Source organism: Pseudomonas sp. NPDC089996 (assembly GCF_044748405.1).
Lineage (GTDB): Bacteria > Pseudomonadota > Gammaproteobacteria > Pseudomonadales > Pseudomonadaceae > Aquipseudomonas.
This window is the reverse complement of sequence record NZ_JBIVGA010000011.1, coordinates 101945-115538: the sequence shown is the minus strand read 5'-3', so window position 1 is coordinate 115538 and position 13594 is coordinate 101945. Positions and strand designations below refer to the sequence as shown.

Here is a 13594-nt window from a genome sequence, read left to right as displayed (position 1 = left end):
CTGAATCAGCCTGGATACAACGGCACTGCGAACGGGTGCGGCCGCGGCAGTCGAGTGACAGTGGTCATGGGATGCGCCTCTTATGTTTTTCTTGTATCGGTCGGCAGAGCCGACCGTTGCGAGAGACATTAATCAGCGATATGGGGTGGCGCAATTCATCCGGAGCAACACTGTGCGTTTATCGAACAGGAATCAGCGCCAACAACGCCGTCAGCCGAACAACTGATGGCAAAGGTCGCGGCTGGCCGCCAGCAGGATCGGCAGGAAGCGCTGCTCCAGCTCGCTGCGCGTCACCCGCCCGACATGGGTGCTCACGTTCAGCGCCGCCAGCACCTGGCCGGACGCATCATAGATAGGCACTGCAATCGAGCGCAGCCCCTGCTCAAGTTCCTGGTCGACCACACACCAGCCCTGCTCGCGCACCTGCTGGATGCAGGCGAATAACGACTCGGCGTCGTTCAGGGTACGGCTGGTCCGCGCCTTGAGGTCAGCGCGGTCAAGGTATTCGCGCAGGCTGGTGTCGTCCATTGCCGCCAGCAGGATGCGCCCCATGGACGTGCAATAGGCCGGCAACCGTCCACCCACCGACAGGTCGACCGAGATCAGCCGCTCCACCGTGGCCGAGCGGGCTATATAAAGAATGTCATCGCCTTCGAGGGTGGCCATGTTGGCCGCCTCGTGCAACTGGTCACTGATGCGGTCCAGGTAGGGCTGGGCGGATACCGCCAGCGGTGTAGACGAGAGGTACGCATGCCCCAGGGTCAGCACTTTGGGCAACAGCGAATAGGTACGCCCGTCGGTGGTGGCGTAACCCAGCTTGATCAGCGTGTGCAGGCAGCGGCGCACGGCGGCCCTGGGGATTTCGGTGCGATGGCTGATCTGCGCGATGGTCAGGTGGCGCTTGCGCTCCTGGAACGCCTGGATCACCGCCAGGCCGCGCGCCAGGGAGGTCATGAAGTCCGGGTCACCGGTAAACGCCTGGATACGCTTGGCCGGTGAGGCCACGATCGGCGGCGCCAGCGCAGGTGCGCTCGGGCGGGGTGCCTCTGGGTTGGCCGCTTCGTTGGCCACGTTTTCGTCGTTCATCGCATACCTCAAAAAAATCGCTGGCTCGTGCGATTATCGAACGAACGGCCGATAATCGCAATTGACCGCCGACAAATTTACTTATACCTTTCCCCTGCCACATGTGGCTTCTTTGGAGAGACTGGTCAGGTACCCACCGTAGAAGTCCCCAGGCAACGGCCTCGCCTCGTGCGGGGCCGTTTTATTTATGCCTGGCAGTAAAATGACAGCGAACTGTTCCATGCCATTCATGCTCAAAGTTTGTACAGGCCGGAGCCGGTCTGAAAACTTTGCACGCTGTTGCATAAATAACCCTGTTTGGCGATTTACCGATTGCTATAATCGATTCCGCTGGCCCGGATCGAAACTCGGCAATGGAACGATGGCCCGGCTTTCATCCGCCAACCAGCACGTCGTGTGTACGGGCAACTTGCACCTGCATGCAACACCAGCCACTTCTACTTATTCAGGTACTAACTGTGACGAAAGATGAACTGCGCGCAGAACTCGAGCGCCAGGCTGAACGTTACACGGATGTTTACGGTGGCGAAGTCACCACTTATGCCGCGCAACCGGAACCGGAACGCAAGCCTTGGCGCAAGCGTGCCACCGTTCAGGACCAGGCATTCAGCCAAGAGCTGGAAAAAATGGAAAAGGAACTGCGCAGCGATGAGCCCTGAGCTGCCCGGTGCACCGCCCTCACGTCGCGGGCCAAGGCGCCCTCGACGCGGCTGATCGTTACCGACTAGCCGAGGATGAAATGGAATTACACAAATTTCATACAACCGTTTGAACCTTGGCGGGGAAATGGTTTTTCCAGAAATTTAACGCATTTCTGGCAATTTCCTGATTTTTAGCGGAACTTTTCCAGCCAGACGTCGTCTTTTGCCAGGCTGAGAGGGCGCTCACAAAGCTGCCATCGGTCAGCAGTGGGTGCATCGATTGCCAAGGTTTTCTGGCATAATCCGGCCCCCCTATGACCGCCAGACAACCTTCATGATCGATTTATTCAGCGGACTGGATGCCTGGGTACTGGTGAGCCTGCTGCTCGCCCTGACCTTCGTGCTCGCATTCGAGTTCATCAATGGCTTTCATGACACCGCCAACGCGGTAGCCACCGTCATCTATACCAAAGCCATGCCACCACACCTGGCCGTGTTCTTCTCCGGGGTGTTCAACTTCCTCGGCGTTCTGCTCGGCGGTGTCGGGGTGGCCTATGCCATCGTGCACCTGTTGCCGGTCGAACTGCTGATCAATGTGAATACCGGGCATGGCCTGGCCATGGTCTTCTCGTTGCTGGCCGCGGCCATCACCTGGAACCTCGGCACCTGGTACTTCGGCATCCCCGCGTCCAGCTCACACACCCTGATCGGTTCGATCCTCGGTGTGGGCCTGGCCAACGCGCTGATCAACGACATCCCGTTGGGCGATGGCGTCAACTGGCAGAAGGCGATCGACATCGCCATGTCGCTGGTGGTCTCGCCGATCGCCGGCTTCGCTGTCGCCGCACTGGTGCTGATCGGCCTCAAATGGTGGCGCCCGCTGTCGAAGATGCACAAGACCCCGGAGCAGCGCCGCAAGCTCGACGACAAGAAACACCCGCCATTCTGGAACCGCCTGGTGCTGGTGATTTCGGCAATGGGTGTCAGCTTCGTGCACGGCTCCAATGATGGCCAGAAAGGTATCGGCCTGATCATGCTGGTGCTGATCGGTATCGTCCCGGCCAAATTCGTGCTCGACCTGAACAGCACCACCTACCAGATCGAGCGCACCCGCGACGCCACTCTGCACATGAGCCAGTTCTACCAGCGCAACGCCGCCACCCTGGGTGAGTTCCTGGCACTGGGCAAGGCCAAGTCGACCGACCTGCCGGAGCAGTTCAGCTGCAACCCGCAGCAGACCGAGCCGACCATCGCTGCCCTGCAGTCCTCGCTGCAGGGCGTGACCGACTACCACGCACTGCATGCCGACAAGCGTGTCGAAGTGCGCCGCTACCTGCTGTGCCTGGACGACACCGCGAAGAAGGTAGGCAAGCTGCCTGGCCTGGACGCCCGTGAAAAGGCCGACCTCGAGAAGCTGCGCAAGGACCTGACCGCCACCACCGAATACGCCCCGTTCTGGGTCATCGTGGCCGTCGCCCTGGCCTTGGGCCTGGGCACCATGGTGGGCTGGAAGCGCGTCGTACTGACCGTCGGCGAGAAAATTGGCAAGCAGGGCATGACCTATGCCCAGGGCATGTCGGCGCAGATCACCGCAGCCTGCGCCATCGGCATGGCCAACGTGTTCGCCCTGCCGGTGTCGACCACCCACGTGCTGTCGTCGGGCGTTGCCGGCACCATGGTCGCCAACAAGAGCGGCCTGCAAGGCGGTACTGTGAAGACCATCCTGCTGGCCTGGGTACTGACCCTGCCGGCCTCGATGGGCCTGGCGGCCGGGCTGTTCTGGCTGGCGTCCAAGGCACTGGCCTGATCGATCCCGCTGCACTGAAAAAGGCCCTGTGGGAGCGGCCTTGTGTCGCGAAAGGGCTGCGTAGCGGCCCCAGGATCTATGCAACAGCACAGATTGCTGGGGCCGCCAAGCGGCCCTTTCGCGACACAAGGCTCCCACAAGGGCCGCGCAACCATGACAATCAGCGTTTCTTGCCACCCAGCAGCGACCCCATCAACCCCCGCACCAACTGCCGCCCCAACTGATTAGCTGCCTGGCGCACCGCCGATTTGATCGCCTGCCCCGCCGCGCCCTGCAGAAAATCGCCTGCCTTGTCAGCGAAACTCCCTTCATCGGCCTTCGGCACTGGCGCCGGCTCCACCGGTTCACCTTTACGCTGGGTCAGCATTTCATACGCCGACTCCCGGTCAATCGCCTTGTCATACCGCCCCGACAAGGGTGAACCCGCAATCAGCGCACTGCGCTCGGCTGCACTCAACGGCCCTATGCGCGATTGCGGTGGCGCGATCAGTACACGCTGGACCATTGCCGGCGTGCCCTTCTCTTCCAGGGTGCCAACCAATGCCTCGCCAATCCCCAGTTCGGTGAGCACCGCCAGGCTGTCGAACGCCGGGTTCGGGCGGAAACCATCAGCCACGGCCCTGAGTGACTTCTGCTCTTTGGCCGTGAAGGCGCGCAGGCCGTGCTGGATGCGCAAGCCGAGCTGGGCCAGCACGCTATCTGGCAGATCGCCCGGCGACTGGGTGACGAAATACACGCCAACCCCCTTGGAACGGATCAACCGCACCACTTGCTCCAGGCGGTCCTGAAGTGCTTTCGGCGTGCCGTTGAACAACAGATGCGCCTCATCGAAAAACAGCGCCAGTACAGGTTTGTCGGCATCACCGCGCTCCGGCAACTGCTCGAACAGTTCAGCCAGCAGCCACAGCAGGAAGGTGGCGTACACCTTGGGTGCCTCGTGCACCAGCCGGCTGGCATCGAGCAGGTGGATACGCCCTCGGCCATCAGCATCTGGCCGCAGCAGGTCTTCCAGTTGCAGCGCCGGTTCGCCAAACAATGCCTCGGCGCCTTGCTGCTCGAGGGTTGCCAGCCGGCGCAGCAAGGCCTGCGTCGAGGCTGTGGTCATCAGCGCGCTGTCTTCACCGAGCAGCTGCGGGTTGTCCTTCAAATGCGCCAACAGGGCCTTGAGGTCTTTCAGGTCGAGCAGCAGCAAACCTTCGCGATCCGCCACCTTGAATGACGCATACAGCGCAGCCTGCTGGCTATCGGTCAACTCCAGCAGGTTGCCGAGCAGCAACGGGCCCATTTCGCTGAGCGTGGTCCGCAAAGGGTGCCCAGACTGCCCGGCCACATCCCAGAGCGATACCGGATAGGCCTGCGGCGCATGCCCCAGCCAAGGCATGCCGGCGATTCGCTCAGCCACCTTGCCTTGCGGCGCACCCGCCGCACCCAGGCCGCACAGGTCGCCTTTGACATCTGCAGCGAACACCGCCACACCGGCGTCGCTGAACACCTCTGCCAGATGCTGGAGGGTCACGGTCTTGCCGGTACCGGTAGCCCCGGCGACCAGGCCGTGACGGTTGGCAAGGCGCATGGCCTGCTGAACGGGCTGACCGTTTGGGTCAGCGCCTACAACTATGGTCGAAGTTTCTGACATCTCTTTATTCCCCTGCTCAAGCTTTAGCTTAATTCGGCCGATACCTTTGGGTGATATTCGCCTTAATAGACAGGAGCAACCGAAAAAGGACTTTTCGGGATGTTGCACTGTTTGCAGCGACACCGTGCGAACGCCCGATAAAAACCTTAGCGGAACCGATTACGCCATGAACAAAAACCTGCGTTTCAGCCACAAGATCCTTTTGGCTGCGTCATTGATCGTGATACTCGCCTTCAGCCTGTTCACCCTGTACAACGATTACCTCCAGCGTAATGCGATCCGCGAAAATCTGGAGAATTATCTGGCTGAAATGGGCGAATCCACTTCGACCAACATCCGCAACCTGTTCGACGGCCGTATCAAGCTGGTGGAAAACCTGGCGCAGAACATTGCCAATGAACCGGCTAACGCCGAAACGCTGATGGGCCAGAATGCCCTGATCTCGAGTTTTCTCACCGTCTACCTGGGCAAAGTCGACGGTGGCTTCAGCGTACGCCCGGACGCCAAGATGCCAGACGGCTATGACCCGCGCACCCGCCCCTGGTACAAGGACGGCATGAACGCCCAGGGGGCGATTCTCACCGAGCCCTACATCGACCTGACCACCAACAAGATGGTCATCGGCATCCTCAGCAAGGTTTCGTCCAGCGTCGGCGTGGTCGGCGGCGACCTGGCCCTCGACGGCCTGGTGCAGATCATCAACTCGCTGAACTTTGGCGGCATGGGCTATGCCTTCCTGGTCAACGACCAGGGCAAGATCCTGGTCCACCCGGACAAGGACCTGGTCATGAAGTCGCTGTCGGACCTGTTCCCGCAGCACACGCCGACACTGTCCGGTGAGCTGACCGAAGTCGACGCCAACGGCCAGGCCCGCCTGCTGACCTTCACGCCGATCAAGGGCCTGCCATCGGCCAACTGGTACATCGGCCTGTCGGTGGACAAGGACAAGGCCTTTGCCATGCTCAGCACGTTCCGCACCTCGGCGGTGATCGCTACCCTGGTGGCCGTGGTGATCATCATCGGCCTGCTCGGCCTGCTGATCCGCGTGCTGATGCAGCCGCTGCACACCATGACCCGCGCCATGGAAGACATCGCCGAAGGTGAAGGCGACCTGACCAAGCGCCTGAGCATCCACAACCATGACGAGTTCGGCATTCTCGGCAAGGCCTTCAACCGCTTCGTCGAACGCATCCACAGCTCGATCCGTGAAGTGTCCTCGGCGACCGAGCAGGTCAATGAAGTGGCCCTGCGCGTCATCAGCGCCTCGAATTCGTCGATGACCAACTCCGACGAACAGTCCAACCGCACCAACAGTGTGGCCGCGGCCATCAATGAACTTGGCGCTGCCGCCCAGGAAATCGCCGGCAATGCCGCCCAGGCCTCGCAGCACGCCAGTTCCGCACGTCTGCTGGCAGAAGAGGGCCAGCAGGTGGTGGAGCGCAACATCGCGGCGATGAACCGCCTGTCCGACCTGATCGTCACCTCGAGCGCACACATCGAGACGCTCAACAGCAAGACCGTGAACATCGGCCAGATCCTCGAAGTGATCACCAGCATCTCCCAGCAGACCAACCTGCTGGCGCTCAACGCCGCGATCGAAGCGGCACGTGCCGGTGAAGCCGGCCGTGGTTTCGCCGTGGTCGCCGACGAGGTACGCAACCTGGCGCACCGCACCCAGGAGTCGGCGCAGCAGGTGCAGACCATGATCGAGGAGCTGCAGGTCGGTGCCCGCGAGTCGGTCGACACCATGGGCCAGAGCCAGCGCCACAGCCAGGACAGCATGCAGATCGCCAACCAGGCCGGCGAGCGCCTGGACAGCGTGACCGTGCGCATCGGCGAGATCGACGGCATGAACCAGTCGGTGGCCACTGCCACCGAAGAGCAGACCGCCGTGGTCGACTCGATCAACATGGACATCAACGAGATCAACATGCTCAACCAGGAGGGTGTCGAAAACCTGCAGGCCACCCTGCGCGCCTGCTCGGACCTGGAGCAGCAGGCCACCCGCCTGAAACACCTGGTCGGCAGCTTCCGTATCTGACCATCAGACCGCGTAGCCTGCTTCGCGGCTAAAGCCGTTCCTACAGGAGTGTGGAAATCCCTGTAGGAGCGGCTTTAGCCGCGAAGAATCCAGCCCCGTCCTCCCGCCCAACCCGATCGAACAAACTATCCTTCAGAAAGGTCAACCTTTAGGCGCGTCATTACTAGATGACAGACCCGAAGACGATCCCGGAGGGATGCTGATCGTGCACATCGCTGACATCACCATGTTCTACGCCCCGGCCAGCGGCGGCGTGCGGACGTACCTCGATGCCAAACACCACCGCCTCGACGCCCTTCCGGGCGTACGCCACAGCCTCCTGATCCCCGGCCCCAGCGCCAGCCATGCCGATGGCATCTACCAGGTCCCAGCACCGCCCCTGCCGTTCGGCAAAGGCTACCGCTTCCCGGTACGCCTGGCGCCCTGGTGCAACGAGCTGCGCAAGCTCGAGCCTGACCTGATCGAAGTCGGCGACCCCTACCTCACCGCCTGGGCAGCACTGGAAGCCCGGCGCAAGCTCGACGTGCCGGTGATCGGCTTCTACCACTCCGACCTGCCGCTGCTGGTGAGCAACCGCATGGGCAACTGGTTCACGCCCAATGTCGAAGCCTACGTCAGCAAGCTGTACGGCAATTTCGACCGAGTGCTGGCACCGAGCCTGGTGATGGCCGACAAGCTGCGCCGCCTCGGCGTGCGCGACGTGCACGTGCAGCGCCTGGGGGTCGACCTGCAGACCTTCCATCCCGACCATCGTGACCCGCAGCTGCGCGCCCAGCTAGGCATCGCCGACACCAGCCGCCTGCTCATCTATGCCGGGCGCGGCTCACGCGAAAAGAACCTGCCGGTGCTGCTCGACTGCATGCAACACCTCGGGCGCCCCTATCACTTGCTGCTGGTCGGCTCGAACATGCCGGCCAATGTGCCCGGGAACGTCAGCGTCATCGACCAGTTCCGCCCACCCCAGGAAGTCGCCCGCCTGATGGCCAGTGCCGACCTGCTGGTGCACGCCGGCGACCAGGAAACCTTCGGCCTGGTCATCCTCGAAGCCATGGCCAGTGCCACCCCGGTGGTCGCGGTGCGCGCCGGGGCCTTCGGCGAAATCGTCAACGAACACTGCGGGCGCTTGTGCCGGGCCAACGATGGCCAGGCCATGGCCCTTGCTGTGCGCGAAGCGTTCGAGGCCGGAGTGCGCAAGCTCGGCGCCCATGCCCGCCAGCACGTGGAACAGCACTATTCGTGGGACAACGTGGTGACCGGCCTGCTGCAACACTACCAGGCAGTGCTCGGCCACCAACCGCAGGTGCGCGCCCATGGCTGAGCCCGGCGGTGCCGCGTGCAGCCTGATGCTGGTGCTGCACGATATCGCGCCCGAAACCTGGCCTGACTACCAGCCGTTCGTGCAGGCCGTGGACGAAATGGGCAACGTACCGATGACCTGGCTGGTGGTGCCGGACTTCCATCACTGCAACCCGCTGACCCGCTCGCCGACCTTCTGCCGCCTGCTTGACCGGCGCCTGGCGCGGGGTGACGAACTGGCGCTGCATGGTTTCTATCACGCTGACGACGGGCCCGCGCCACGCAGCCTCGGCGAGTACTTCATGCGGCGGATCTACACCCACGAAGGCGAGTTCTACGCCCTTGACCAGGCGCAGGCCCTGCGGCGCCTGGAACAAGGCCTGGCGCTGTTCGACCGGCAAGGCTGGCCAGTGGCCGGCTTCGTCGCCCCGGCCTGGCTGATGAGCCAAGGTACACGGCAGGCGCTGAGCCAGTTGCCGCTGCGCTATACCAGCACCCCCCAGCACCTCTATCGATTACCGGACTTTACCGCCTACCAGGCCCCGGGCCTGGTATGGAGCGCGCGCAGTGCCTGGCGCCGCGGCCTGTCGCGGGTGATCTGCGACTGGCAGTGCCGAAGCTTGCGTAGCGCCGAAACCCTGCGCCTGGGCTTGCACCCGGTGGACATGCGCCACCGCTCGTCGCGCAACTACTGGCTGCGCACCCTCGAAAACCTGCTGCTGCAAGGCCGCGAGCCACTGACCAAGTCGGCCTGGCTGGAGCGCCAGGTGATCGCATGAACCGCTTCGGCTGGCTGGCCCTGACATTGGCCGGTGCCGTGCTGGTACCCATGCTGTTGGGCGGCAATGAACTGCTGCCCAGGCTGATGGCCTTCGACACCAGGCTGTTGCTGGCACTGTTCGGCATGATCCTGCTGTGCTGGGTGATCAATGCCATTCGCCTGCGTCTGCTGCTCGGCCAGCAAGCCGCGCAGCTTGGCCGAGTGCGCAGCCTAGGCGTGGTGATGGCCACCGAGTTCGCCATCTGCACCACCCCTGGCGGCAGTGGCGGGCCGATCACCCTGATGGCCCTGCTGGCCCGTGACCGCATCGGGCCGGCACGCAGCGGTGCGGTTTTCGCCATCGATCAGCTGAACGATTTGCTGTTCTTCTTCTGCGCGACGCTAATGATTGCCGGTTATGCCCTGTTCCACAGCCTGGGGCGCAGCCAGCAAGGCATGCTGCTGGGTAGCGCGCTGTTGCTGTGCGCTGCCCTGGCGATGATCTTGGTGCTGTTGCGCTATCGGCGTGCACTGATGCGCTTGAACGGGCGCCTGCTGCAGCGCCTGGGCGTGCCCGGCAAGCGCAGGCGACGCTGGGCGCGTAAAGTTCTGCACTTCATCGACGCCCTGGCGCAGACCTGGCAGTTGCCCAAGCGCACCCTGGCGCTGGTGTTCACCCTCACCTGCCTGCACTGGAGCCTGCGCTACAGCGTGCTGTACCTGGTGCTGCGGGGGCTAGGCGTGGAGTTGTCGTGGATCCCGAGCTTCCTGGTGCAGATGCTGTCGCTCAGTGCCGGGCAGTTCAGCCTGCTACCGGGAGGCGCCGGTGCCGCCGAGCTGACCTCGGCCAGCCTGCTGACACCGCTGGTTGGCAGTTCGACTGCGGCAGCGGCGATCCTGATCTGGCGGGCGATCACTTACTACTTTTATCTGCTGGCGGGTGGGCCGGTGTTTGTCTGCCTGCTGGGGCGTCCGTTGCTGGAGCGCTGGCGGCGTCAGGCGGGTTGAGCTGGCGCCAGAGTTCGGCGGCATCGGGGAAGTCGGTGCCGTCGTCGTCGCTCAGGGCTTCGGGGTCGTAGCGGGCCAGGCAGCCTTCGCCGAGGGTGGGCGGGGGTGAGGCGGTGGGTTTGTTACGCTTGGCCATGGGGCGCTCCCGTATAAGAGGGCACTGTGGGAGCGGGCATGCCCGCGAACACGGGCGAAGCCCGTGCCGTCCACCGCGTCGCCTGCTTCGCGGGCATGCCCGCTCCCACAAGGGCTGCGCTGCAGCCCCATGCGGTATCAGTCAAAAACCACAGTCTTGTTGCCATGCACCAGCACACGGTCTTCCAGGTGATAGCGCAGGCCACGGGCCAGCACCATCTTCTCGACGTCACGGCCGAAGCGGACCATGTCTTCGATGCTGTCGGCGTGACTCACACGCACCACGTCCTGCTCGATGATCGGGCCGGCGTCCAGCTCTTCGGTCACGTAGTGGCAGGTTGCACCGATCAGCTTCACCCCACGCAGGGCAGCCTGGTGGTACGGCTTGGCACCGACGAACGATGGCAGGAAGCTGTGGTGGATGTTGATGACCTTCTCGGCATAGTCCTGGCACAGCTGCGGCGGCAGGATCTGCATGTAACGCGCCAGCACCACCACATCAGCCGCGTGCTCTTGCACCAGGCGCGACACCTCGGCAAAGGCCGGGGCCTTGTCCTTGGGGTCGACCGGCACGTGGAAGAACGGAATGCCGTGCCATTCGACCATGCTGCGCAGGTCGTTGTGGTTGGAGATCACGCAAGGGATATCGCAATCCAGTTCATCGGTGTGCCAGCGGTGCAGCAGGTCGGCCAGGCAGTGCGATTCGCGGCTGGCCATCAGCACTACGCGCTTCTTCTGCGCCGAGTCGGTAACGCGCCAGGTCATGGAAAACTCTTCGGCGATCGGCGCAAAGGCTTCACGGAACGCTTCGATACCGAATGGCAGCGATTCGGCGCGGATTTCATGGCGCATGAAGAACCAGCCGCTCTGCTCATCGGAGTGGTGGCTGGCTTCGTTGATCCAGCCATTGTACAAGGCCAGGAAATTACTGACTTTCGCCACGATGCCAACACGGTCGGGGCAGGCGATCACCAGACGATAGGTGCGCATGAATTAAGACTCCAGAACTTCGCAAAGGCGCTCATTCTAGCGGCCCGACCAGAAAAACGCAGTAATCATTGCACCCGCCGGTTGCCCCTCGCCCGCAAAGGTTGCGTGTCAGCGTGGCTGACTACAGCCTGATGACAATCAGGACGAACTCCAGGGCCTTATGTAAATTTTTCTTAATCCGGAGATATTTTGTCACAGGGTTAATAACAGTTAAGTACCGAATAATATGTTTACTTGAGAGTATCGCCTGTCTATTATTGCCCCACACATTTCCGAACACGCATTAAGGAACACTCCATGTCCCTGATCAACGAATACCGCGCTACCGAAGAAGCCATCAAGGAACTTCAGGCCCGCCTGGCCAACCTGTCGCAGGACGACAAGCTGAAGCAAGAACTGGAGTTCGAAGGCAAACTGCGCACCCTGATGGGCGAGTACTCCAAGTCGCTGCGCGACGTCATCGCCCTGCTCGACCCAGAGTCGAAACTGAGCAAAGCCCCACGTGGCGTGGCCAAACCTGTCGCCACCAAGCGTGCGCGCAAGGTCAAGCAATACAAAAACCCGCACAACGGTGAAGTGATCGAAACCAAAGGTGGCAATCACAAGACCCTGAAAGAATGGAAAGCCAAATGGGGTGGCGACGTGGTTGAAAGCTGGGCGACCCTGCTGGACTGATTGTCCACAGCAACGCAACGCCTATACAAACAAGAACGCCGGCATGATGCCGGCGTTCTTGTTTGCTGATTCAAAGGCCGATTGCAAACTGCTCGCGCAAGTTGCGAGCGTGCACCTGCCATGCGTCCAGCACCCGCCGCCCGGCCTCGTCGGCATTGGCCCAGGCGCTCAGCCTGGCCTGCTCGAAATCACCCAGCGTGTTGGGTGCACCCCACTGCGGGTCGCTCAGGCGCTGCTGGCAGAAACCGTACCAGCGTTCGCGCTCTTCACTGTTCAAGGTCTCAGGGAAGTTCCTCGCACGGTAACGGAACAGCAACTCCGGCAAGCGCGGATCATCAAACATCCAGTGGCCGTGGCCTAATTGCGCAGGGTCCAGCGTGCGAACTTGTTCGCACAGACGGCGGTCGCGGTCACCGATGAAACCGTCATACAACTGCTGTTCCGGGTCTTCAACCGCCGCAAAATCCTCCTTGCCGTAGATATGTTCGAGCTTGTCTTGCCAGGCGGACTGTTGATTGACCAACTGTTCAGCGCGTGATTGCACCATTGCCAGATCGATGCCCAGCCGTTGCTGATCCGCAGGGCGTAATACCGAGAGTGGCGCGACTACCGGACAGCGATTGATCTGCACCAACTTAAGCGGAACCGGCAACTGCCCTTCAGATAATTCCTCATGCCGTGTGTACAAACGCTCACGCAGTACCTCGGCACTTTCCCGTATCAAAGGCAGGGTCTCCTGATGCAGGTCGCACACAATCAGTGCATTGCGATTACGCGGATGCCAGGCCAATGGCAGGACCACACCCAGATAATTACGCGCCGCAGAAAACCGCCCGGATATATGCACCAGTGGCTGCAATAGACGCACCTGTTCCATCACCTTGTGCTTGCTGCGCAACTGAAACAGCCACTCAAACAACTTGGGTTGTTTCTGCCTGATCAGGCGTGCCAGGGCGATAGTGGCCCGTACGTCGGAAAGCGCTTCATGCGCATGCCCATGGTCGATGCCATTAGCCTGGCTGAGCAACTCCAGGCGCAGGCTGGTGCGCCCGTCCTGCTGCGGCCAGACGATGCCTTCCGGGCGCAATGCGTAAGCGGTGCGCACCACGTCGATCAGGTCCCAACGGCTGTTGCCGCCCTGCCACTCGCGGGCATAAGGGTCGAAGAAATTACGGTACAGGCTGTAGCGGGTCACTTCGTCGTCGAAGCGCAGGGTGTTGTAGCCGGCAGCGCAAGTGCCGGGGCGCGCCAGCTGCTCGTGGACCCGGGTCATGAACTCGGCTTCGCACAGGCCCTGGTTGGCGAGTTGCTCGGGGGTGATGCCGGTGACCAGGCAGGCGGCCGGGTGCGGCAGGATATCGTCCGAGGGGCGGCAATAGAGGTTGATCGGGTCTTCGATCTCGTTGAGATCGAGATCGGTGCGCACACCCGCCACCTGCAGCGGCCGGTCGCAGCGCGGGTTGATGCCGGTGGTTTCATAGTCGTGCCAGAAGATGCTGGTAGTCACGGGGTCGTCCTG

At 62.2% G+C, this 13594-nt stretch carries 11 protein-coding genes and 1 pseudogene; 8 read left to right on the top strand and 4 right to left on the bottom strand.

The genetic code is table 11. The annotated features are described in order from the left end of the window. Positions 1 to 210: 210 nt before the first annotated feature. The gene (pcaR, locus tag ACIPW4_RS19675) at positions 211 to 1086 is read right to left on the bottom strand and encodes a pca regulon transcriptional regulator PcaR (protein ID WP_400660731.1); all 876 of its coding nucleotides are present in this window, start codon (positions 1084 to 1086) and stop codon (positions 211 to 213) included. Positions 1087 to 1544: 458 nt separating this feature from the next. Here pcaR and ACIPW4_RS19670 point away from each other — a divergent pair, with 458 nt between their 5' ends. Continuing rightward, a complete protein-coding gene (locus ACIPW4_RS19670) occupies positions 1545 to 1745 on the top strand; it encodes a hypothetical protein (RefSeq protein WP_400660729.1) in 201 nt (66 codons plus the stop codon). A 316-nt stretch (positions 1746 to 2061) separates the two neighbouring features. Continuing rightward, positions 2062 to 3534: an inorganic phosphate transporter gene (locus ACIPW4_RS19665; protein WP_400660727.1), complete on the top strand. Its 1473-nt coding sequence runs from the start codon at positions 2062 to 2064 to the stop codon at positions 3532 to 3534. Between the two features lie 160 nt (positions 3535 to 3694). Here ACIPW4_RS19665 and ACIPW4_RS19660 read toward each other — a convergent pair whose 3' ends face one another. Beyond that, positions 3695 to 5170, bottom strand: a complete 1476-nt coding sequence (locus ACIPW4_RS19660; RefSeq protein WP_400660725.1) for a helicase HerA-like domain-containing protein — start codon at positions 5168 to 5170, stop codon at positions 3695 to 3697. Here ACIPW4_RS19660 and ACIPW4_RS19655 point away from each other — a divergent pair. From ACIPW4_RS19655 to ACIPW4_RS19635, 5 genes and pseudogenes are all read left to right on the top strand, one after another. Continuing rightward, a pseudogene (locus tag ACIPW4_RS19655) lies at positions 5151 to 6353 on the top strand (cache domain-containing protein); the annotation flags it as partial. The gene ACIPW4_RS19660 and the pseudogene ACIPW4_RS19655 sit on opposite strands and share 20 nt — an antisense overlap. A 93-nt stretch (positions 6354 to 6446) precedes the next feature. Next, positions 6447 to 7211 (top strand): methyl-accepting chemotaxis protein, encoded by a 765-nt coding sequence (locus ACIPW4_RS19650; RefSeq protein ID WP_400660847.1) that lies wholly within the window; start codon positions 6447 to 6449, stop codon positions 7209 to 7211. A gap of 196 nt (positions 7212 to 7407) precedes the next feature. Next, positions 7408 to 8529, top strand: a complete 1122-nt coding sequence (locus ACIPW4_RS19645) for a glycosyltransferase family 4 protein (RefSeq protein ID WP_400660723.1) — start codon at positions 7408 to 7410, stop codon at positions 8527 to 8529. Then, positions 8522 to 9286, top strand: coding sequence for a DUF2334 domain-containing protein (locus ACIPW4_RS19640; protein ID WP_400660722.1), 765 nt, complete (start codon positions 8522 to 8524; stop codon positions 9284 to 9286). Before ACIPW4_RS19645 ends, ACIPW4_RS19640 begins: the two co-directional genes overlap by 8 nt. Continuing rightward, positions 9283 to 10275: a lysylphosphatidylglycerol synthase transmembrane domain-containing protein gene (locus tag ACIPW4_RS19635; protein ID WP_400660721.1), complete on the top strand. Its 993-nt coding sequence runs from the start codon at positions 9283 to 9285 to the stop codon at positions 10273 to 10275. Before ACIPW4_RS19640 ends, ACIPW4_RS19635 begins: the two co-directional genes overlap by 4 nt. Before the next feature lie 273 nt (positions 10276 to 10548). Here the strand turns inward: ACIPW4_RS19635 and purU are convergent, their stop codons facing one another. Further along, on the bottom strand, positions 10549 to 11400 hold the full coding sequence (gene purU, locus ACIPW4_RS19630; RefSeq protein ID WP_027594078.1) for a formyltetrahydrofolate deformylase: 852 nt from the start codon (positions 11398 to 11400) through the stop codon (positions 10549 to 10551). Positions 11401 to 11697: 297 nt separating this feature from the next. Here purU and mvaT point away from each other — a divergent pair, with 297 nt between their 5' ends. Next, positions 11698 to 12075, top strand: a complete 378-nt coding sequence (gene mvaT, locus ACIPW4_RS19625; protein ID WP_400660719.1) for a histone-like nucleoid-structuring protein MvaT — start codon at positions 11698 to 11700, stop codon at positions 12073 to 12075. Between the two features lie 70 nt (positions 12076 to 12145). Here mvaT and sbcB read toward each other — a convergent pair whose 3' ends face one another. Then, positions 12146 to 13582 (bottom strand): exodeoxyribonuclease I, encoded by a 1437-nt coding sequence (sbcB, locus tag ACIPW4_RS19620; RefSeq protein WP_400660717.1) that lies wholly within the window; start codon positions 13580 to 13582, stop codon positions 12146 to 12148. Positions 13583 to 13594: the final 12 nt, after the last annotated feature.

Excerpts from the sequence above, each read along its gene's own strand:
- ACIPW4_RS19660 (WP_400660725.1), bottom strand. The coding sequence starts at position 5,170 with ATGTCAGAAACTTCGACCATAGTTGTAGGCGCTGACCCAAACGGTCAG.
- pcaR (WP_400660731.1), bottom strand. The coding sequence starts at position 1,086 with ATGAACGACGAAAACGTGGCCAACGAAGCGGCCAACCCAGAGGCACCC.
- ACIPW4_RS19645 (WP_400660723.1), top strand. The coding sequence starts at position 7,408 with ATGCTGATCGTGCACATCGCTGACATCACCATGTTCTACGCCCCGGCC.
- ACIPW4_RS19635 (WP_400660721.1), top strand. The coding sequence starts at position 9,283 with ATGAACCGCTTCGGCTGGCTGGCCCTGACATTGGCCGGTGCCGTGCTG.
- ACIPW4_RS19640 (WP_400660722.1), top strand. The coding sequence starts at position 8,522 with ATGGCTGAGCCCGGCGGTGCCGCGTGCAGCCTGATGCTGGTGCTGCAC.
- ACIPW4_RS19650 (WP_400660847.1), top strand. The coding sequence starts at position 6,447 with ATGACCAACTCCGACGAACAGTCCAACCGCACCAACAGTGTGGCCGCG.
- ACIPW4_RS19665 (WP_400660727.1), top strand. The coding sequence starts at position 2,062 with ATGATCGATTTATTCAGCGGACTGGATGCCTGGGTACTGGTGAGCCTG.
- purU (WP_027594078.1), bottom strand. The coding sequence starts at position 11,400 with ATGCGCACCTATCGTCTGGTGATCGCCTGCCCCGACCGTGTTGGCATC.
- mvaT (WP_400660719.1), top strand. The coding sequence starts at position 11,698 with ATGTCCCTGATCAACGAATACCGCGCTACCGAAGAAGCCATCAAGGAA.